The organism is Streptomyces purpurascens (assembly GCF_045040895.1).
GTDB classification, from domain to species: domain Bacteria; phylum Actinomycetota; class Actinomycetes; order Streptomycetales; family Streptomycetaceae; genus Streptomyces; species Streptomyces purpurascens.
Genome location: NZ_CP108341.1, coordinates 2,036,568 through 2,056,456 on the forward strand (window position 1 = coordinate 2,036,568; position 19,889 = coordinate 2,056,456).

Genomic DNA, 19,889 nt, shown 5'->3' on the forward strand with positions numbered 1-19,889 from the left:
CCTGCTGAAAAGAAACCGGGGTGCACACCCTTTGAAGGGATGCACCCCGGCCACCGTACAACTGGTGTGTTACTTCGAAGTCTTCCGCTCGACCGAGGCCTTGACGAGCCCGGCGAACAGCGGATGCGGACGCGTCGGGCGCGAGCGCAGCTCCGGGTGTGCCTGGGTGGCGACCAGGTACGGATGGACGTCGCGCGGGTACTCGACGTACTCGACGAGCTTGCCGTCCGGGGAGGTGCCGGAGAACTGGATACCCGCCTTCTTCTCCAGCTCGGCCCGGTAGGCGTTGTTCACCTCGTACCGGTGACGGTGCCGCTCCTCGACGTACTCCTTGTCGTCGTACACCTCGCGCACGATCGAGCCCTCGGCCAGCTTGGCCGGGTACATGCCCAGCCGCATCGTGCCGCCCATGTCACCCTCACCGGCGACGATGTCGAGCTGCTCGGCCATGGTGGAGATGACGGGGTGGCCGGTGGCCGGGTCGAACTCGGTGGAGTTGGCGTCCTGGATGTCGACCAGGTTGCGCGCGGCCTCGATCACGATGCACTGCAGGCCGAGACAGAGGCCGAGCAGCGGGATCTTGTTCTCGCGGGCGTACTTGATCGCCCCGACCTTGCCGAGCACACCGCGGTCGCCGAAGCCGCCGGGGATGCACACGCCGTCGACGTCGCCGAGCTGCTGGGCCGCGCCCGCCGGAGTCTTGCAGTCGTCGGAGGTGACCCACTTGATCTTCACGCGGGCCCGGTTGGCGAAGCCGCCGGCCCGCAGCGCCTCGGTGACCGACAGGTAGGCGTCGGGCAGGTCGATGTACTTGCCGACCAGCGCGAGGGTGATCTCGTGGTCGGGGTTGTGGACGCGGTCGAGCAGGTCGTCCCAGGTGGTCCAGTCGACGTCCCGGAACGGCAGGTCCAGCTTGCGGACGACGTAGGCGTCCAGGCCCTCGCCGTGCACGGTCTTCGGGATGTCGTAGATCGAGCGGGCGTCGGGGCAGGCGACGACGGCGGCCTCGTCGACGTCGCACATCAGCGAGATCTTCCGCTTGATCGCGGTGGGCACCTCGCGGTCGCAGCGCAGCACGATCGCGTCCGGCTGGATACCGATGTTGCGCAGGGCCGCAACCGAGTGCTGGGTGGGCTTCGTCTTCAACTCACCCGAGGGGCCGATGTAGGGCAGGAGCGAGATATGGACGACGAAGACGTTGTCACGGCCGACCTCGTGACGGACCTGGCGGACGGTCTCCAGGAACGGCAGCGACTCGATGTCGCCGACCGTGCCGCCGACCTCGGTGATCACGACGTCGACCTCGTCCGTCGCCATGCGGCGGATGCGGTGCTTGATCTCGTTGGTGATGTGCGGGATGACCTGCACGGTGTCACCCAGGTACTCGCCGCGCCGCTCCTTGGCGATCACGGTGTTGTACACCTGACCGGTGGTGACGTTGGCGGAGCCGTCCAGGTCACGGTCGAGGAAGCGCTCGTAGTGGCCGATGTCCAGGTCGGTCTCGGCGCCGTCGTTCGTGACGAACACCTCACCGTGCTGGAAGGGGTTCATCGTGCCCGGGTCCACGTTCAGGTACGGGTCGAGCTTCTGCATCACGACGCGCAGACCGCGGGCCTTGAGCAGCATGCCGAGGCTGGAGGCCGTCAGGCCCTTGCCGAGCGAGGAGGCGACACCCCCGGTGACGAAGATGTGCTTGGTCGTCGAGTTTCGAAAAGCAGCGGGCGGCATGGCCAAGAGGGGGCTCCCGTGGTCGCGGTCTGGGGTTGCGGTGCGGCTGCCGGCCGGAGGCTTCTCCGGGGGTTGCCGTCGCTGCGGTTCGGGGGTTTGCTGGCCCACCGGTCCACGGGCTACCAGCGTATCAGCGCCTTGGGGCGATGGCTTCCGGCCACGCTCCGCATACACGCCGACACGGAGGCGATCGCCGTTACCGGTCTCTCACCCCTTGCTCACTCGTTCGGCGTACCTGGCTTGCCCGGAGCGGCACACAGATCATCTGCGTGCGTCGTATCCTGCTCGGACACTCGCTGCCGAGCCCGTCCGGCCCAACGGCACCACCCCCCGCCCGTGAGCGCCGGAACAACGTGAGCTCGTCAGTTCGTTGAGCAACAATTGGCCTTTGCGTCACGGCTGAGTGACCTGTTTTGCTTCATCGCTCAACGACGCATTGCAAGACTTGCTGAAACCCCCCTTGACCGCACTAGCGACAGCCCCCTCGTGGGGTGACGTGGCCGTTCGACTGGAGTTGCACGTGGCCGGGCGCATCGAAGACTACGCACTCATCGGAGACATGCAGACCGCTGCCCTGGTCTGCCGGGACGGGACGGTCGACTGGCTGTGCCTGCCCCGCTTCGACTCGCACGCCATCTTCGCCGGCCTGCTGGGCACCGAGGAGCACGGCTTCTGGCGGCTCGGCCCCGCGTACGCCTCCGACCAGCAGCCACCCACCGCCGCCCGGCGCAGCTACCGCGGTGACTCGCTGGTCCTGGAGTCCGAGTGGGACACCCAGCGGGGCACGGTCCGGGTGACCGATTTCATGCCGCCGCGTGACGGCGCCCCGCAGCTGATCCGGATCGTGGAGGGCGTCTCGGGCCGTGTGCCGATGCGCTCGGCGCTCAGGATGCGGTTCTCGTACGGCCGGGTGGTGCCGTGGGTGCACAAGCACGACGGGCGCACGGTGGCCGTGGCGGGCCCCGACTCCGTGTGGTTCGACACATCCGCCGAGACCTACGGCAAGTCTCTGACGACGTACGCGGACTTCACGGTCGCCCCGGGTGACCGGATCGCGTTCACGATCTCCTGGCAGCCCTCGCACAAGGAGCCGCCGCCGCTGCCCGAGCCGGAGCAGTCGCTGGAGGCGACGGAGGACTTCTGGCGCGAGTGGGTCGACCACTGTACGTACCACGGCCCCTACCGCGAGGCCGTGATCCGCTCGCTGATCACGCTGAAGGCCCTGACGTACGCCCCGACCGGCGGCATCGTCGCCGCGCCCACCACCTCCCTGCCGGAGGACATCGGCGGCGTCCGCAACTGGGACTACCGCTACACGTGGCTGCGCGACGCGGCGATCACCCTGTCCTCGCTGCTGCGCACCGGCTACCGCGAGGAGGCCCGCGCCTGGCGCGAGTGGCTGCTGCGGGCCGTGGCGGGCGACCCGGAGAACCTGCAGATCATGTACGGCATCGCGGGCGAGCGCGAGCTGGGCGAGGCGGAGCTGGACTGGCTGCCGGGCTACGAGAACTCCGCCCCGGTCCGGGTCGGCAACGGCGCGGCCCACCAACTCCAGCTGGACGTGTACGGCGAGGTCACCGAGGCCCTGCACCTGGCCCATATGACGGGTCTCGCGCGCAACGACTACGCCTCGCTGCTCCAGCTGAAGCTGATCCGCTACCTGGAGGACCACTGGCAGGAGCCGGACGAGGGCATCTGGGAGGTGCGCGGCCCGCGCCGCCACTTCGTGCACTCCAAGGTGATGGCCTGGGTCGCGGTCGACCGCACGATCAAGCTCATCGAGTCCGGTGACGCCGACGGCCCGCTGGAGCGGTGGAAGGAACTGCGCGACGACATCCACCGGGACGTGTGCGAGAAGGGTTACGACAAGGAGCGCAACACCTTCACGCAGTCGTACGGCTCGAAGGAGCTGGACGCCTCGCTGCTGCTGATCCCGCAGATGGGCTTCCTGCCGCCGGACGACAAGCGCGTCATCGGCACGATCGAGGCGATCCAGCGGGAGCTGTCCACGCCGGACGGCTTCATCCTGCGCTACCCGACGGAGGGCGACAACGCGGGCGTCGACGGTCTGCCCGGCGACGAGGGCGCGTTCCTCGCCTGCTCGTTCTGGATGGCCGACGACCTGGCGATGATCGGCCGCGTGGACGAGGCCCGCAAGCTGTTCGAGAAGCTCCTGTCCCTGCGCAACGACCTCGGTCTGCTGGCCGAGGAGTGGGACCCGCACCTCCAGCGCCAGGTGGGCAACTTCCCGCAGGCGTTCAGCCACGTGCCGCTGATCGACACGGCTTTGCGTCTGACGGCTTCGGGCGCGTACGGCGGCTGACCGGACCGGACAGCGGATGGGCGCGCCGCCTCGTGTGACGGGCGGCGCGCCGCGTCATGCCGGCCTGAGGGCCGTGAGCGTGCGCTCCCCCGCCGGGTCGCCCGCTGTGGCCGGGACCAGGGCGATCTCGTCGAGGCCGGCCTCGGCGTAGGCGTCGATACGGGCGCGGACGGTGCCGGCGTCGCCGACGAGGGCGACCGTGCCCGCGGCCGCGGGCGGCAGGGCCCGCAGCAGGGTGTCCCGGTCGGCGCCCTTGGCGGCCAGTTCCACGACCTCGGCGAGTCCCGCCTCGACGAACATGTCGCTGTAGCCCGGCACGGCGAGATAGCCGACGACGCTGCGCAGGACCTGCGTGAGCGTCTCCGGCTCCGGGTCCACGGCGGCGGGCAGCCAGGCGGCCAGCCGGGGCGGCGTACGGCCCGCCCGCTCGGCGGCGGCGAGCATGCGCGCCCGCAGGACGCGGACCTGCTCCGGCGAGACGATGTCGAGCAGCATCCGGTCGGCGTGCCCGACGGCGGCCGCGATCGCGCGCTCGCCGAACGCCGCGACGGTGACCTCGCCCCCGGGCGGCGGCAGCCGGCGCGGGAAGCCGCTGCCGGGCACGATCGGATCGCCCGGCACGCTGTCCCACAGCGCGCGTACGGCCGCCGCGGACTCCTCGAGGGCGGCGGCGGGCCGGGACCGCGGCCGGCCGTGCACGCCCTCGACGACCCGCTTGCTGGACGTGCCGAGGGCCACACCGACGGGCCGGCCGGTGACGGCCGCGGTGGAGGCGGCGCCCCGGACGATGGTGAGCGGGTCGCGCACCGACACCGGCACGGGCCCGGCCGTCAGCACGGCCTGCTCGGTGGCCGCGCCGATCGCCGTCGCCAGGACGAACGAGTCCCACGTCGGTCCCTCGCCCGCCCACACCTCCCGGTACCCGAGCCGGTCGGCGAGCACCGCGACCCGCAACGGCTCCTCGACCGGACTGTCGTCCTCCCGCCCCACGGCGACCACGCTCATGTCCATGACCGCGCCCGTACCCGGTCGATCACGCCGTAATCCGGGGCGTGATCGACTCCGTGCCCCGCCGGAGATGTCCGGGAGGCACCCGCGCGGGTAGCGTCCGGCACATGGACAGCGGGACGGACAGCGGTCACGACACGCAGGGCGCCGGGATCACCGTGCAGCGGGCGCTGGAGCTGCCGGGACTGCGCAGCGGGCTGCCCGAGGTGCTGGCGGGCGCCGACCGGCTCGGGCGGTCCGTGCGCTGGGTGCACGCCGGTGAGGTGCCGCACATCGCCTCGCTGCTCAAGGGCGGAGAACTGCTGCTGACGACGGGCTACGGCCTCGGCACCCGCCCGGCCGAACAGCGGGCGTTCGTGCGCACGCTGGCCGAGCGCGGTATCGCGGCCCTGGTCGTGGAGCTCGGCCCGCGCTTCACACGGCTGCCCGCCGCCCTCGTCGACACGGCCCGGTCGGCCGGGCTGCCGCTGGTCCAGCTGCACCGCGAGGTGCCGTTCGTCACGGTCACGGAGGAGGTCCACACCGAGATCGTCAACGGCCACTACGCGCTGCTCCAGCGGGCCGAGGAGGTGCACCGGCGGTGTACCGAGGCCCTGCTGGGCGGCGGCGGGGTGCCCCAAGTGCTCGGCATTCTGGCGGACTTCGGCGGCAATCCCGTCTTCCTGGAGACGGCGGACGGGCAGTTGCTCTATGCCGCCGGGGCCGGTCCCGAGGGCACGGATCCGCTCCAGGTGTGGGAGGGGCTGCGCGGCCAGCACAAGGACGAGCCGCCGCTCCCGGGCTCGGTCCTGGTGGACGTACCGGGCGGCGGGCCCGGCAGCGGTGGCGTCCGCGCGCGTCTCGTCCTGCTGCCCGTGCGGACCTCCCTGGCACCCGTGCACCGCATGGCGGCCGAGCGGGCCGCGGGCATCCTGGCCGTGGTGCTGATGCAGGCACGGCAGGAGGAGGAACTGGCGGCGCGCGGGCGCGGCGACTTCCTCACGGACCTCGCCGAGGGCCGGGTCACGGCGGAGGACGCCCCGGCGCAGGCGCGCGTGCTGGGCTTCAGACCGGGCGAGGGCCCGCTGCTGCCGGTGGTCATGCGGCTCGGGGACGCTCTGTCCCCGGGGGGAGGCTGGGCCGTGCTGGCCCGGGCGGTCGCCGAGGAGCTGGCGTCGGTGGGCGTACCGGTGCTGCTCGGGGTGCGGCCGGTGGAGGGCCGGGTGCCGGTGCTGCTCGGGCTGCGTGCGGAGCCGGAGCGGCCGACGGTCGCGGACCGGGTCGCGGCGGCGCTGCGCGCCGGGGTGGAGCGGGCCGGGATGCTGCGGCCGGGCGGGCAGCCGCCGGTGGTGGTCGTGGGGATGGCCGGCGGCTGGACGGCGGCGGCGTCGGGCCTGCGGCACGCGGCGGAGACGGCGACCGCGGCCCAGGGCCTGCCGGACCGGCCCTGGTACGACGCCCGCCGTCTGGACATCGACCTGCTGCTGTGGCGGCTGCGCGACCATCCCGACCTGGCCGCCTTCGTCGACCGGGCCCTCGGCCCGCTCCTGGAGCACGACCGCCGCTCCCGGCCGCCGCTGCTGCCCACCCTGGCGACGTACCTCGCCCACGCGGGACGCAAGGCGGAGACGGCCCGGGAGCTCCACCTCAACCGGCAGACCCTGTACAACCGCCTGGCACGCATCGGGGAGTTGCTGGGCACGGACCTCGACGACCCGCAGACGGTACTGGCCCTGAGCCTGGCGCTGCGGGCCCGCAGGCACGTCTGAATAGATCCTCAGGTCAGGGGCCGGAGCTGGGTCAACTCGTCGTACACACTGAGCACCTGGGCCACCGTCTCGTCCTCGCTCGGCCAGGTGGCGGCCTGCCGGGCGCCCTTCTCCCTCAGCAGTTCCCGGCGCTCCGGGTCGCCGAGCAGGCGTACGACGGAGCCGGCGAGCGCCTCCGCGTTCCCGTGCGGGACGACTTCGGCCGCGTCGCCGACGAGTTCGGGAATGCCGCCGACATCGGTCGCGACGAGCGGCACGCGCGCGTGCAGGGCCTCCTGGGCGAGGACGGAGCGTGACTCCTCCCACCGGCTCGGCAGCAGGGCGAGGTCGGCTGCGGCGAGCAGGTCGGTGATGTCGTCGCGCCGCCCGATGAGCCGGACGGGCAGCCCCTCGCCCTCGATCCGCTCCTGGAGCTCGCCGCGCAGCGGCCCTTCACCGGCGATCACGACCAGGGGGACGGGGTCGAGCCGGCGCCACGCGCGCGCGGCGTCCAGCAGCACGTCGTACCCACGATGCCGCTCCAGGGAGCCGACGGCCATCAGCAACGGCCGCCCGATGGCGCCCAGTTCGGCACGCACCTTGGGGCGCAGCCCGTCGGGGTCGTCGGGCTCCACGGGCCTGCGGGGGCCGGGCAGCGCGACGGCCGCGAGCCGTGCGTCCCGGGCACCCGTCCACCGGGCCCGGTCCACGAGCGCCGACGTCGTCCCCAGCACGACGCTGGCCGCCTTCACGACCCGCCGCTCCAGCACCCGCAGCAGATGGGCACGCGCCCCGTCGGCGTGCGCCCGGTCGTGCCACGTCACGACCAGCGGAGTACCCACGCGCCGCCCGCTGAGCGCGAGCACGGCACGGAACGAGGCGTGCAGCCCGTGCGCGTGCACCAGATCGGCGTTGGCACAGGCCGCCCGCAGGGCCGCCACCGACACCGGGTCACTGCTGCGCGGCACGTGCACGTGGTCGGCCCCGACACCGCTGAAGTCATAGGCGCGATCCGCCTCACAGGGGGCGCACACCGTGACTTTCACGCCCCTCGCGACGAGCCCCGCGGCCAGTGAACGCACATGCGCACTGCTGGCGGCATTGCCTCCACCCAGCACCTGCACGGTGCGCAGCGGCGACTGGCCAGGCGGTGAGTGGCTGCTCACGGGGGTCACGTGGCCGGGCTCCTGGTTCGGGTCGGGCGGTCACGACGAACGTACAGAACGAACGAGCGCGGGGAACGCACCGCGCGGTTTCCTACGCGTACTCCGCCAAGGATGCCAGCACATATGAGGGTTCCGGGAACGCCGGAACCCCGGCGGCGCGACAGCGGGGCGCGGCATCGGGAGGAATGCGCCGGGCCGAGTCACCCACACGAGTGAAGATGGGGCAGGTCCTCCCGACCATGCGACCGAACGCCAGTGCGCCCTCCCGCTACCTGTCCGCCCGAGCCGTCGCCAGCAGCTCCTCCGCATGCGCCCGGGCCGTCTCGGAGTCCTCCTGGCCGGCGAGCATGCGGGACAGTTCCCGGACCCGGTCCTCCCCCTCCAGCACCTTCACACCGGAACGGGTGACCGATCCGTCGTTGGTCTTCTCGACCAGCAACTGCCGGTCGGCGAAGGCCGCCACCTGCGGGAGATGGGTCACGACCACGACCTGCGCGGTCTTCGCCAGACGTGCGAGCCGCCGGCCGATCTCGACCGCCGCCTTGCCGCCGACACCGGCGTCGACCTCGTCGAAGAGATACGTCGGCACGGGATCCGTCCCCGCGAACACGACCTCCACGGCCAGCATCACGCGCGAGAGCTCACCACCGGACGCCCCCTTGGCGATCGGCCGCGGCGGCGCGCCCGGGTGCGGGGCCAGCAGCAGCTCGACCTCGTCGGCTCCCGCGGGCCCGTACGCGACCGCACGGCCGCCGACCTCGACGCCCTCCGGGTCCTCGGTCTGCCGGATGTCGAAGGACACGCGCGCGTGCGGCATGGCGAGCGAGGCCAGCTCGGCGGTCACGGCGGCGGCGAACCGCTCGGCGGCCTCCGTCCGCGCGTCCGTCAACGCCTGTGCGAGACCACCCAGTTCGGACCGCAGCGCGTCCCGCTCGGCGGTCAGCTCCCCGATCCGCTCGTCGTCGCCGTCGAGTTCGGTCAGCCGGGCGGCACTCGTCTCGGCCCAGGCCAGCACGGTGGCGATGTCCTCGCCGTACTTCCGGGTCAGCCCGGTGAGCGCGGCCCGCCGCTCCTCGACGGCCGACAGCCGCAGCGGATCGGCGTCCAGATCGTCGGCGTACCCGGCCAGGTCCCCCGCCGCGTCGCGCAGCAGGATCCCGATCTCCCCGATGCGGTCGGCGAGCGCGGCCAGCGCCGGATCGTGGGACCGTACGGCGTCCAGGGCCCGCTGGCCGCCCGCGACGAGCGTCCCGGCGTCGACGCCCTCGGGGTCCTCCGGATTGCCCGCGAGCGCCGCGTGTGCGGCCGCCGCGGCGGCCGCCAGCGCCTCGGCGTGCCCCAGCCGCTCGGCCTCCTCGGCCAGTTCCACGTCCTCACCGGCCCGGGGCTCGACGGCGGCGACCTCGTCGAGCCCGTAGCGCAGCATGTCGGCCTCCTGGGCCCGTTCCCGTGCGCGCGTGGTGATCTCGTCGAGCTCGACGGAGGCGGCCCGCAGCCGCTTGTACGCCTCGCCGTACTTGGCCAGCGGCACGGCGACGGAGTCGCCCGCGTACCGGTCGAGCGCCTGCCGCTGCCGGGACAGCTTGAGCAGCCCCTGCTGATCGGTCTGCCCGTGCACGGCCACCAGCTCGTCGGCGAGCTCGGCGAGCACCCCCACGGGCACGCTGCGCCCGCCCAGGTGCGCCCGCGAGCGCCCCTCGGCGGAAACGGTACGGCTGATCAGCAGGGCACCGTCGTCGAGCTCGGCCCCGGCCTCCTCCGCGCGTACGGCGGCCGTGGCATGGTCCGGGACGGTGATCCGCCCCTCCACGACCGCCTTCCCGGCCCCGATCCGCACGAGCGCCGGGTCGGCGCGCCCGCCCAGCAGCAATCCCAGGCTGGTGACCACCATGGTCTTGCCCGCACCCGTCTCACCCGTGACAGCGGTGAACCCGGGCGACAGCTCGACCACGGCGTCGTCGATCACGCCGAGCGACCGTATCCGCATCTCCTCCAACACGGACACGACCTTACGAGGTCCGGGCCAGGGATTGCGACTGGCCCACTCCTGTCACCCACGCGAGTGGCAGCGCCCCACTTTTGGGGGCGCGGGGAACTGCGCGGCAAGCCACAGACGCCCCGCACCCGCCGACGAAGCGAAACCACCCCCCACCAGCGGCTAGTGAGGAGCCCCCCGCCACCCCGAAACAGGCAGCGCGAACTTGGCCACCAGCCGGTCCGTGAAGGACGCGTGATGCAGCCGAGCCAGCCGAACCGGCACAGCTCCCCGCCGCACCTCGACCCGCGCCCCCGCGGGCAACTCCACGGTCCGCCGCCCGTCACACCACAGCACCCCCGGCGGAATGTGTGGCAGAACCTCCACAGCCAACACAGAATCCGGCGATGTCACCAACGGCTTCGCGAACAGCGCGTGCGCGCTGATCGGCACCATCAGCAGCGCCTCGACCTCCGGCCACACCACCGGCCCACCGGCCGAGAACGCGTAGGCGGTCGACCCGGTGGGCGTCGCGCACACGATCCCGTCACAGCCGAACCCCGTGACGGGCCGCCCGTCGATCTCGAGGACGATCTCCAGCATCCGCTCGGCGGACACCTTCTGCACGGCCGCCTCGTTCAGCGCCCAGTCCGTGTGCACGATGTCACCGTTGCGGTGCACCACGACGTCGACGGTCATCCGCTCCTCGACCTCGTACGCCTTGGTCACCACCCGGTCGACGACCTTGTCGAGGTCGTCCCGCTCGGCCTCCGCGAGGAACCCGACCCGTCCGAGGTTGACGCCGAGCATCGGCACGCCCGACGCCCGCGCGAACTCGGCGCCGCGCAGCAGCGTGCCGTCACCGCCCAGCACTATGAGCAGCTCACACCCGTCGAGGCACTGCGGAGTGGCCTCCTTGACCAGCTCCACCTCGTCCGGCAGCGGCAGGTCACGTGCCTCGGCCGCCAGGACGCGCACGCCGAGGCCGGAGCGCAGCAGCCCCTTCACGACGAGCTCGGCACTGCGCACGGCCGCGGGCCGCCCCGTGTGGGCGAGCAGGAAAACAGTACGAGCTCGGTTCTCGGTCAACGCGGCCCCTCCGCCACTGCACGGTCGACATCGGCCGGGTCCAGTTCCGGTGCACCGGCCCGCAGCCACAGAAAGTATTCGACATTCCCCGACGGCCCGGGCAGCGGACTCGCCGTCACGCCCTTCACCCCGAGCCCCAGTCCCCAGGCCTTCTCGGCCACCCCCCGCACCGCTTCGGCCCGCAGCTGGACGCTGCGGACGACTCCCCCGCTGCCGAGGCGCTCCTTGCCCACCTCGAACTGCGGCTTGACCATCATCACCAGATCGGCGTCCGGTTTCACGCACCGCACCAGTGCGGGCAGGACCAGCCCGAGCGGGATGAAGGACAGATCCCCCACGACAAGATCCACAGGCTCCCCATCGATCACTTCAAGCGTCAACTCGCGTACGTTCGTACGGTCCTTGACGGTGACGCGTTCATCGTTTTGGAGGGCCCATGCGAGTTGTCCGTATCCGACGTCCACCGCGACGACATGGGCGGCGCCCGACCTCAGCAGAACATCGGTGAAACCGCCGGTGGAGGCGCCCGCGTCGAGCGCTCTGCGCCCCTCGACGGCCAGCCCCTGCGGCACGAACGCCTCCAGCGCGCCGGCGAGCTTGTGGCCGCCCCGGGACACGTAGTCGGGATCGCCGTCGTCCTGGGCCACCACGATCGCGGCCGCCGTCTCCACCTGTGTGGCGGACTTGGTCGCGACGGTCTTGCCGACGGAGACGCGCCCGGCGGCGATCAGCTGGCCGGCATGCTCGCGCGAGCGCGCGAGCTTCCGGCGGACCAGCTCCGCGTCGAGACGGCGGCGTGCGACTCCTGCCACGTTCGGTTCAGCTCCTCGGTCCGTGCGGCGACGGGGGCACCGGAGGTCCCGGGCGGGCGTCGAGCGCGGTGAGCGCGTCGCGCAGCCCCCGGTGTACATCCTCGTACACCTCGATGTGTCCGTCCGTGGCGAGGTGGTCCGCGTCGCCGAGCCGGTCCAGGGACGCGTCCACGTCGGCCACGCCCGTGGGGGTGCGGGGCACGTTCAAGGGCCCGGGGGCGGCGGGGTCGTACTCGGGCTCGGTTTCTTCCCGCACCGGCGTCGCTTCGGGAACTGCGTCGTCCATGCCCCGACGCTACCGCGAACCGCTGCGGTACCGTCGTCGGCGATGGCCACGATCGAGGAGTGCCGCAGCGCACTCGACAAGCTCTCGGACAACATGCAGCGCGCCGAAGGGGACGTCCGCGACGCCGCGGCCCTGGACCGTTCGGTGAGCTGCCACATCACGGACCTGGACGTCACCTTCGTCGGCCGGATGCGCGGCGGGCGGATCGAGGTGCACGAGACCGTGCAGGGACCGCCGCCCGCCAAGGCGGAGATCAGACTCGTCATGGCCGGCGACGACCTGGTGGCCCTGGTCGACGGCGAGCTGAGCTTCGCCAAGGCCTGGGGCTCGGGCCGGGTGAAGCTGCACGCGGGCGTGCGGGACCTGCTCCAGCTCAGGAAGCTTCTGTAGCGGCCACCTTCTCGGCCCCGGCCACCGCCCCGGCGCGTGCCCGCCGCGCCGCCGGCACCACCAGCGGCGTCCCCGTCTCCGGGTCGTCGATGACCTGGCAGCGCAGCCCGAAGACCTCCTCGACCAGCTCGGCCGTGACGATGTCCTTCGGCGCTCCCTCGGCGATGACGCTCCCCTCGCGCAGGGCGATGAGGTGCGTGGCGTAGCGGGCGGCGTGGTTCAGGTCGTGCAGCACGGCGACGAGCGTGCGCCCCTGCTCCTCGTGCAGCTCCGCGCACAGGTCCAGTACGTCGATCTGGTGCTGGATGTCCAGGTACGTCGTCGGCTCGTCGAGCAGCAGCAGCGGGGTCTGCTGGGCGAGCGCCATGGCGATCCACACACGCTGGCGCTGACCGCCCGAGAGTTCGTCGACGTAGCGCTCGGCGAGCTCGGCGACGCCCGTCTGCCGCATGGACTCCTGGACGACGCGCTCGTCGTCGGTCGACCACTGGCGCAGAATGCCCTGGTGCGGGTAGCGGCCCCGGCCCACCAGGTCGCCGACGGTGATGCCGTCGGGCGCGATGGACGACTGGGGCAGCAGACCGAGGGTGCGCGCGACCTTCTTCGCGGGCATCGACTGGATGACCTGGCCGTCGAGCAGCACCCGGCCCTCGCTGGGCTTGAGCATCCGCGACAGTGCCCGCAGGAGCGTCGACTTGCCGCACGCGTTGGGGCCGACGATCACGGTGAAGGAGTTGTCGGGTATCTCCACCGACAGCTGCTCGGCGATCACCCGCTGGTCGTAGGCGAGGGTGACGTTCTCGGCGGACAGACGGTTCACAGTGCTCCTTTGGTTCTTGCTCATATCCGGCCCGCCCTGCGCTCGGTGACCAGCAGCCACAGCAGGTAGACACCGCCGAGCACGCCGGTGACCACGCCCACGGGCAGCTGCTCGGCGCCGAACGCCCGCTGCGAGAGCCAGTCGGCGGTAACCAGCAGGGCCGCGCCCATGCACAGGGAGGGCAGCAGGTTCGGGCCGGGCGAACGGGTCAGGCGCCGGGCCAGCTGCGGCGCGGTGAGCGCGACGAAGCTGACGGGACCGGCCGCGGCGGTCGCGGACGCGGTGAGCAGCACGGCCGCCACCATCAGCAGCAGACGCACCCGCTCCACCCGGACCCCGAGGGCGTACGACACGTCGTCGCCCATCTCCATCATCCGCAGCCCGCGCGCGTTGCAGAGGGCGAGCGGCACGAGCACGGCGCACAGCCCGAGCAGCGGCCACACCTGGTCCCAGTCACGGCCGTCGAGCGATCCGGTCATCCACACGACCGCTCGGGCCGCGTCCACGATGTCGGACTTGGTGAGCAGATAGCCGTTGACCGCGGTGACGATCGCGGAGACGCCGATGCCGACCAGCACCAGCCGGTAGCCGTGCACGCCCCGCTTCCAGGCGAGCACGTAGATCGCGAGCCCGGTCACCAGGCCGCCCACCAGCGCGCCCAGGGCGACCTGGTTCGCGTCCCCGGAGAACAGCACGATCATCGTGAGCGCGCCGGCCGTCGCTCCCTGTCCGAGACCGAGCACGTCCGGACTGCCCAGCGGATTGCGGGAGATGGACTGGAACAGCGCGCCGCCGAGTCCGAGGGAGGCGCCGACCAGCAGTCCGACCAGGACCCGCGGCAGCCGCAGCTCGTTGACGATGAACTCCTGGCCCTCGTTGCCCTGGCCGAACAGCGTCCGCAGCACATCGGCGGCCGGGATCGGGAAGTCGCCGGTGCCGATGAGCACGACACTCGCCGTGAGCGCCGCGGCCAGCAGCAGAAGCACGACGACGAAGGCCCGCACGTCCAGGCGTATCGAGAGCCCGCCCGGGGACCTCACAGCACGGTTGATGGTCTTCACAGCTGCGCCGTCCTCCGCCGTCGTACGAGGTAGATGAACACCGGTCCGCCGAGGATCGCGGTCACGATGCCCACCTGGAGTTCCGCCGGCCGGGCCACGATCCGGCCGACGACATCGGCCCCGAGCAGCAGCACGGGCGACAGGATCGCCGCGTACGGCAGGATCCAGCGCAGGTCGGGCCCGGTGAAGGAACGCACGACGTGCGGCACCATCAGCCCGACGAACACGATCGGCCCGCAGGCGGCGGTCGCGGCCCCGCACAGCACGGTCGCGGCCAGCATGGACAGCGCCCGGGTCCGGTTCAGGTTGGCGCCGAGCGCCTTGGCGGTGTCGTCGCCCATGGCCATGGCGTTGAGCGGCCGGGCCAGGGCCAGCGCCAGGACCGTACCGGCCAGCAGGAACGGCAGGACCTGATCGATGGTCGAGTCGGTCGCCGAGGACAGCGAACCCACCGTCCAGAAACGCATCTTGCCGAGCGCCGCGTCGTCCATGATCATCACGGCCTGGAGGTAGCCGTAGAGCGCGGCGCTGATCGCCGTACCGGCGAGCGCGAGCCGCACCGGCGTCGCGCCCCGGCTGCCGCCGAGGAACCAGACCAGCGCCCCGACCGCGGCCGCGCCGAAGAACGCGAACCAGACGTACCCACTGAGCGAGGTGACCCCGAGGAACGTGATGGCCGTGACGACCGCGGCGGACGCACCGGCATTGATGCCGAGCAGTCCGGGATCGGCGAGCGGGTTGCGCGTGAGCGCCTGCAGGACCGCGCCGGCCAGACCGAGGGCGGCACCTGCGAGCAGCCCCAGCACGGTCCGTGACATCCGCTCAGCTACGACGACATCGCCGTACGTCCCGGAGTCCTCGAACAGACCGTGCCAGACCTGTCCGAGGGACAGCTCTTTCGCTCCGATCGCGATACTCGCCAGCGCGACGAGCACCAGGATCGCGACGGCCAGGACCAGCCCAAAGGCTCGTACCACCCGTCGAGTCGGGGGCGCGGGGGCGGTCTCCGCGCGCTGTTCGGGGGGACTCTCGACCAACACGCAAGTTAGGTTAGCCTACCCTGCCATTCGATCACGATTCCGGATCCCGCCAGCGGTGCCCCGGACGCACGCACAGCCGCAGCGTGCCCGCGCACCGCGGGTCCCAACCGGTGCTCAGAGGCCCAGCTTTGCCAGCGCCTTCCCCCCGTCCAGCTCGCACACACCCTCACCGGCTGCCGTCCACGCCGCCGCACACAACGCGCGCAGCCCGTCCAGCGCCTCGCCGTCCCCCTCGAGCTCCAGCACCTCCGCACCAGCCGTCGCCGTCCAGCCTCCGCACCGGAACCCGCCGTCGCCCGCCGCGTCGATGTCCGGCTGGCCGCTGAGCATCCCCCGCAGATCGGCGTCCACATACGTCGGCCGGTGCTGCGGCGGCGCGGCCAGCAGCTGCGCTCCGTCGGTGACCCCGGTCAGGACGAGCAGCGAGTCGACGTCCCCGTTGAACGCGCCCTCGATGTCCGTGTCCAGCCGGTCCCCCACCACGAGCGGCCGCTTCGCCCCGGTCCGCAGGATGGTCTCCCGGTGCATCGGCGGCAGCGGCTTCCCCGCGACCTGCGGCTCGGCACCCGTGGCGATCCGGACGACCTCCACCGCCGCGCCGTTGCCCGGCGCGATCCCGCGCCCGCTCGGAATCGTCAGGTCGGTGTTGGACGCGAACCACGGCACGCCACGCGCGACCGCGTAACTGGCCTCCGCGAACCGGCCCCACGGCAGCTCGGGCCCACCGAACCCCTGCACCACCGCCGCCGGATCGTCGTCCGCCGACTCGACGGGCACGAGCCCGCGCTCGCGCAGCGCCACCCGCAGCCCCTCACCGCCGATCACCAGCACCCGGGCGCCCTGCGGCACCTGCTCACTGATCAGCCGCGCGACCGCCTGCGCCGAGGTGATGACGTCGTCCGCGCCCGTCGGTATCCCCAGCTCGGTCAGATGCGCGGCCACGGTGTCCGGAGTGCGCAGCGCGTTGTTCGTGACGTACGCGAGCCGCATCCCGCCCGCCCGCGCCTCGGCCAGCGACTCGACGGCGTACGCGATCGCGCTCCCACCCGCGTACACGACCCCGTCCAGATCGAGCAGCGCCGTGTCGTACGCCTCGCTCAGGGCCTGCCCACTGCCCTCGGGCCTCGTCCTGACGCTCCGGCTCATCCCGCATCGCTCCTCGTTCGACGGCTTTCCCCCGATCATCCCCCATGCCACTGACACCCGTACGATGCCGGGATGAACACAGCAGGTCACTCGGAGGCAACGGAGCACCGAGGCCTGGAACTCACCCCGTTCCGAGGCCTTCGTTACGACCCCGACCGGGTCGGCAGCCTTGCCGCCGTGACATCTCCGCCGTACGACGTCGTGGTGCGCCCCGACGGCCTGCACCACCTCGAGTCCTCCGACCCGCACAACATCGTGCGTCTGATCCTGCCCCAGGCCGCCACGCCCAGCGCCCGCAACGAACAGGCCGCCGAGACCCTGCACCGCTGGCTCTCCGAGGGCGTCCTGGCCACCGATCCGGAACCCGGCCTGTACATCTACGAGCAGCGGGACGGCGACGGCATGCTGCAACGCGGCATCATCGGCGCCCTGCGCGTGTCGGACCCCGCCGAGCAGGTGGTGCTGCCGCACGAGGACGTCATGCCGCACATCGTCGCCGACCGCGCGGCCCTGATGCGGGCCACCTCCGCGAACCTCGAGCCCCTCCTGCTGACCTACCGCGGCGACGGCCCGACGACCGCCACGGCGGACCTGATCGAGCGCACCGCCGACCGGCCTCCCCTCCTCTCCACCACCACGGAGGACGGTTTCAGCCACCGCCTGTGGTCCGTGACCGCCCCCGCCGACCTGACCGCGATCCAGACCGACCTGGCCCGTCACCAGGCCCTCATCGCCGACGGCCACCACCGCTGGGCGACCTATCGCCGGCTCCGCACGGAACACCCCTCCCCCAGCCCGTGGGACCACGGCCTTGTCCTCCTGGTCGACACGGCCCGCTACCCCCTCCGGGTCCGCGCCATCCACCGTCTCCTCCACGACCTGCCGGTCGACCGGGCCGTGGCGGCCCTGCACGGTCTGTTCCGGGTACGCCGCCTGGTGGCCCCCCTGCCCGAGGCTCTGGAGGCGCTGGCGGACGCGGCCTGCGAAGGCAACGCGTTCCTGCTGGCCGGCGCCGGTTCCTTCCATCTCGTCGACCACCCGGACCCGGATCTCCTGGCCCGTACGATCCCCGCCGACCGCCCCGCGGCCTGGCGCACCCTCGACGCGACGGTCCTGCACGCCACGCTCCTCGAACACGTCTGGCACATTCCCGAGGACTCCCCCGCCCACATCGCCTACATCCACGACACGGCCGCCACGGTCGCCAAGGCGGAACGCGACGGCGGTACGGCGGTCCTGATGCACCCGGTCCGCGAGGAGGTCGTCCGCGACCTGGCCCGCCAGGGCGTGACGATGCCGCGCAAGTCGACGTCGTTCGGCCCGAAGCCGGCATCGGGCCTGGTCCTGCGCACGCTGGACCTCTGAACACAAGAAGGGGGCGGATCCCCACCGGGATCCGCCCCCTTCCACCGTCCACCGGACGTCAGTCCTTCTCCTCCTCGGAGGAGTCCCCGCCGTCGCTCTCGTGGTCGGTGTCGCTCTCGTCATCGGTCACGACGTCGACGAACTCCACACCGTCCAGTTCGGCGAGCCGGTCCGACGCGTCCGTGCTGCCGTCCCGGTCGGCCTCCACGGCCTTCGCGAACCACTCCCGCGCCTCGCTCTCCCGCCCGGCGGCGAGCAGCGCGTCGGCGTACGCGTACCGCAGTCGCGCCGTCCACGGCTGCACGGAGTTGGCGGCCAGCTCAGGGCTCTGCAGCGTCACGATGGCCGCGTCCAGCTGCTCCATGTCACGCCGCGCACCGGCGGCGACGAGCCGCATCTCGACCTGTCCGGCCTTGTCGAGCTTGTGCACCTCGGGGGCCCCGGCCATGTCCAGCGCCTTCTCCGGCCGCCCGAGCCCACGCTCGCAGTCGGCCATGACGGGCCACAGATCGATGTTCCCGGTCATCCGCTTGGCGGCCCGGAACTCGGCCAGCGCCTCGCCGTACTTCTGGTTGGCGTACGCGGCGAACCCGGCGGCCTCCCGCACGGCGGCGACACGCGACGCCAGCCGCAGCGCGACCCTCGAGTAGCCGTACGCGCCCTCGGGGTCCTCGTCGAGGAGCCGCGCGACCATCACCAGGTTCCTGGCGACGTCGTCCGCGAGCGTCTTCGGCAGGCTCTGCAGCTCCTGCCGTACGTCCTTGTCGATCTCGTCGCCCGTGACGTCCTCGGGGATCGGCAGCCGCTTGATCGGCTCCCTGTCCCGCTCCCGCTCCTCACGGAACCGGCCGGCGCCACGCCGGTCGTCGCGGCCACGGAAACCACCACGGTCACCGCCCTCGCGCCGGAAGCCGCGATCGCGATCGTCCCGCCGGGGCCCACGCCCGCCACGGTCGTCGCGGCCGGCACGGTCGTCGCGCCCACGGAAGCCGCCCCGCTCACTGCGATCACCACGGTCGCCGCGGTGGTCGTCGCGCCGGAACTCGCCGCGCTCGCCGCGAGGAGCGTCGTCGCGACGGAAGCCACCACGCCCGCCTCGACCGGCGTCGTCCCGACGGAAACCGCCACGCTCCCCGCGGTCGTCCCCACGACGCTCGTCACGGCGCTCGTCGCGACGGTCATCGCGCCTGTCGTCCCGACGGAACCCGCCGCGGTCGTCACGCCGGAAACCACGGTCGCGATCGTCACCACGGGAGCTGCGGTCCCGATCGTCACCACGGAAGTTACGGTCCCGGTTGTCGCGACGCTCTCCACGGTCGTCGCGCCGCGGGAACCCTCCGCGGTCGCCATCGCGGCGGTCGTCACGCCTGTCGTCCCGACGGTCATCGCGCCTGTCGTCACGCCGGAAACCACCGCGCGGTCCACGGTCGTCTCCGCGACGGACATCACCCCGGCGGTCGTCGCGCCGACCGTAGCCACCACCACGGTTGTCGTCGCGACCACGGCTGTCGTCGCGACGGTCATCACGCCGGAAGCCACCGCGGTCACGATCGTCGCGGCGCTCTCCACGATCGTCGCGCCGGAAGGAGGGACGGTCACCGCGGTCGTCCCGCCGGAACCCGCCGCGGTCGCGGTCGTCCCTGCGCGGCCCCCGGTCACGGTCGTCGCGCCGGCCGTAGCCACCACCACGGTTGTCGTCACGACCACGGCTGTCGTCGCGACCACGGTTGTCGTCGCGACGGTCATCACGCCGGAAGCCACCACGGTCGCCGCGGTCCGCCCGATCGCCTCGGTCACCTTCACGACGCCCGTAGCCACCACGGTCGTTGTCGCGACGGCTGTTGTCGCGGCGGAAGCCCCCACGGTCTCCACGGTCCCCGCGCGGACCGCCGCCACGGTCGCTTCGGTCCCCCTCCCGTCGCCGCTGGTCGCGCTCCGGTCGGTCGTCGGGAG

The 19,889-nt window shown here is 72.4% G+C and carries 17 protein-coding genes; 4 read left to right on the top strand and 13 right to left on the bottom strand.

What is annotated here, in order from left to right; genetic code table 11:
- Positions 1 to 69: 69 nt before the first annotated feature.
- Positions 70 to 1,728, bottom strand: coding sequence for a CTP synthase (locus OHU35_RS09290; protein ID WP_189731180.1), 1,659 nt, complete (start codon positions 1,726 to 1,728; stop codon positions 70 to 72).
- A gap of 520 nt (positions 1,729 to 2,248) precedes the next feature.
- On the opposite strand from OHU35_RS09290, the gene OHU35_RS09295 reads away from it, so the two are divergent.
- Complete coding sequence (locus tag OHU35_RS09295; protein ID WP_189731178.1) at positions 2,249 to 4,051, top strand: glycoside hydrolase family 15 protein; 1,803 nt, start codon at positions 2,249 to 2,251, stop codon at positions 4,049 to 4,051.
- A 54-nt stretch (positions 4,052 to 4,105) separates the two neighbouring features.
- Here OHU35_RS09295 and OHU35_RS09300 read toward each other — a convergent pair whose 3' ends face one another.
- Positions 4,106 to 5,062, bottom strand: a complete 957-nt coding sequence (locus OHU35_RS09300) for an LLM class F420-dependent oxidoreductase (RefSeq protein WP_359897170.1) — start codon at positions 5,060 to 5,062, stop codon at positions 4,106 to 4,108.
- Between the two features lie 104 nt (positions 5,063 to 5,166).
- On the opposite strand from OHU35_RS09300, the gene OHU35_RS09305 reads away from it, so the two are divergent.
- Entirely contained in the window at positions 5,167 to 6,807 is a 1,641-nt protein-coding gene (locus tag OHU35_RS09305) for a PucR family transcriptional regulator (protein ID WP_405505141.1), read from the top strand.
- Positions 6,808 to 6,815: 8 nt separating this feature from the next.
- On the opposite strand, the gene OHU35_RS09310 is transcribed toward OHU35_RS09305, so the two are convergent.
- From OHU35_RS09310 to OHU35_RS09330, 5 genes are all read right to left on the bottom strand, one after another.
- Entirely contained in the window at positions 6,816 to 7,961 is a 1,146-nt protein-coding gene (locus tag OHU35_RS09310; protein WP_405505142.1) for a glycosyltransferase family 4 protein, read from the bottom strand.
- A gap of 259 nt (positions 7,962 to 8,220) precedes the next feature.
- Positions 8,221 to 9,939, bottom strand: a complete 1,719-nt coding sequence (gene recN / locus OHU35_RS09315) for a DNA repair protein RecN (RefSeq protein WP_359897217.1) — start codon at positions 9,937 to 9,939, stop codon at positions 8,221 to 8,223.
- Between the two features lie 171 nt (positions 9,940 to 10,110).
- Complete coding sequence (locus tag OHU35_RS09320; RefSeq protein ID WP_189731107.1) at positions 10,111 to 11,016, bottom strand: NAD kinase; 906 nt, start codon at positions 11,014 to 11,016, stop codon at positions 10,111 to 10,113.
- Positions 11,013 to 11,828 carry a TlyA family RNA methyltransferase gene (locus OHU35_RS09325; RefSeq protein WP_189731105.1) on the bottom strand — a complete coding sequence of 272 codons (816 nt, stop codon included), beginning with the start codon at positions 11,826 to 11,828 and terminating at the stop codon, positions 11,013 to 11,015. The genes OHU35_RS09320 and OHU35_RS09325 overlap by 4 nt, the downstream gene beginning before the upstream one ends.
- 7 nt (positions 11,829 to 11,835) lie before the next feature.
- Positions 11,836 to 12,114 carry a hypothetical protein gene (locus OHU35_RS09330; RefSeq protein WP_189731103.1) on the bottom strand — a complete coding sequence of 93 codons (279 nt, stop codon included), beginning with the start codon at positions 12,112 to 12,114 and terminating at the stop codon, positions 11,836 to 11,838.
- Positions 12,115 to 12,156: 42 nt separating this feature from the next.
- On the opposite strand from OHU35_RS09330, the gene OHU35_RS09335 reads away from it, so the two are divergent.
- On the top strand, positions 12,157 to 12,504 hold the full coding sequence (locus OHU35_RS09335) for a sterol-binding protein (protein WP_189731101.1): 348 nt from the start codon (positions 12,157 to 12,159) through the stop codon (positions 12,502 to 12,504).
- On the opposite strand, the gene OHU35_RS09340 is transcribed toward OHU35_RS09335, so the two are convergent.
- The 4 genes from OHU35_RS09340 to OHU35_RS09355 form a co-directional block, all read right to left on the bottom strand.
- Complete coding sequence (locus OHU35_RS09340; protein WP_189731099.1) at positions 12,488 to 13,348, bottom strand: ABC transporter ATP-binding protein; 861 nt, start codon at positions 13,346 to 13,348, stop codon at positions 12,488 to 12,490. The genes OHU35_RS09335 and OHU35_RS09340 overlap by 17 nt on opposite strands.
- The gene (locus OHU35_RS09345) at positions 13,345 to 14,385 is read right to left on the bottom strand and encodes an iron chelate uptake ABC transporter family permease subunit (RefSeq protein ID WP_189731097.1); all 1,041 of its coding nucleotides are present in this window, start codon (positions 14,383 to 14,385) and stop codon (positions 13,345 to 13,347) included. The genes OHU35_RS09340 and OHU35_RS09345 overlap by 4 nt, the downstream gene beginning before the upstream one ends.
- Entirely contained in the window at positions 14,382 to 15,425 is a 1,044-nt protein-coding gene (locus OHU35_RS09350; protein ID WP_189731095.1) for an iron ABC transporter permease, read from the bottom strand. Before OHU35_RS09350 ends, OHU35_RS09345 begins: the two co-directional genes overlap by 4 nt.
- A 114-nt stretch (positions 15,426 to 15,539) precedes the next feature.
- Positions 15,540 to 16,571 carry an HAD hydrolase-like protein gene (locus OHU35_RS09355; RefSeq protein ID WP_189731093.1) on the bottom strand — a complete coding sequence of 344 codons (1,032 nt, stop codon included), beginning with the start codon at positions 16,569 to 16,571 and terminating at the stop codon, positions 15,540 to 15,542.
- A gap of 72 nt (positions 16,572 to 16,643) precedes the next feature.
- Between OHU35_RS09355 and OHU35_RS09360 the strand changes: the two genes are divergently transcribed.
- Positions 16,644 to 17,936 carry a DUF1015 family protein gene (locus OHU35_RS09360; protein ID WP_405505143.1) on the top strand — a complete coding sequence of 431 codons (1,293 nt, stop codon included), beginning with the start codon at positions 16,644 to 16,646 and terminating at the stop codon, positions 17,934 to 17,936.
- Between the two features lie 58 nt (positions 17,937 to 17,994).
- Here OHU35_RS09360 and OHU35_RS09365 read toward each other — a convergent pair whose 3' ends face one another.
- Together OHU35_RS09365 and OHU35_RS09370 are read right to left on the bottom strand one after the other, a co-directional pair.
- Positions 17,995 to 18,738: a tetratricopeptide repeat protein gene (locus OHU35_RS09365; RefSeq protein WP_194545923.1), complete on the bottom strand. Its 744-nt coding sequence runs from the start codon at positions 18,736 to 18,738 to the stop codon at positions 17,995 to 17,997.
- Entirely contained in the window at positions 18,630 to 19,799 is a 1,170-nt protein-coding gene (locus tag OHU35_RS09370; protein ID WP_405509437.1) for a hypothetical protein, read from the bottom strand. Before OHU35_RS09370 ends, OHU35_RS09365 begins: the two co-directional genes overlap by 109 nt.
- Positions 19,800 to 19,889: the final 90 nt, after the last annotated feature.

What these genes read in the sequence shown, in the direction of transcription:
- OHU35_RS09290 (WP_189731180.1), bottom strand. Translation starts at nt 1,728, where the DNA reads ATGCCGCCCGCTGCTTTTCGAAACTCGACGACCAAGCACATCTTCGTC.
- OHU35_RS09305 (WP_405505141.1), top strand. Translation starts at nt 5,167, where the DNA reads ATGGACAGCGGGACGGACAGCGGTCACGACACGCAGGGCGCCGGGATC.
- OHU35_RS09355 (WP_189731093.1), bottom strand. Translation starts at nt 16,571, where the DNA reads ATGAGCCGGAGCGTCAGGACGAGGCCCGAGGGCAGTGGGCAGGCCCTG.
- OHU35_RS09340 (WP_189731099.1), bottom strand. Translation starts at nt 13,348, where the DNA reads ATGAGCAAGAACCAAAGGAGCACTGTGAACCGTCTGTCCGCCGAGAAC.
- OHU35_RS09300 (WP_359897170.1), bottom strand. Translation starts at nt 5,062, where the DNA reads ATGGACATGAGCGTGGTCGCCGTGGGGCGGGAGGACGACAGTCCGGTC.
- recN (WP_359897217.1), bottom strand. Translation starts at nt 9,939, where the DNA reads ATGCGGATACGGTCGCTCGGCGTGATCGACGACGCCGTGGTCGAGCTG.
- OHU35_RS09335 (WP_189731101.1), top strand. Translation starts at nt 12,157, where the DNA reads ATGGCCACGATCGAGGAGTGCCGCAGCGCACTCGACAAGCTCTCGGAC.
- OHU35_RS09360 (WP_405505143.1), top strand. Translation starts at nt 16,644, where the DNA reads ATGAACACAGCAGGTCACTCGGAGGCAACGGAGCACCGAGGCCTGGAA.
- OHU35_RS09330 (WP_189731103.1), bottom strand. Translation starts at nt 12,114, where the DNA reads ATGGACGACGCAGTTCCCGAAGCGACGCCGGTGCGGGAAGAAACCGAG.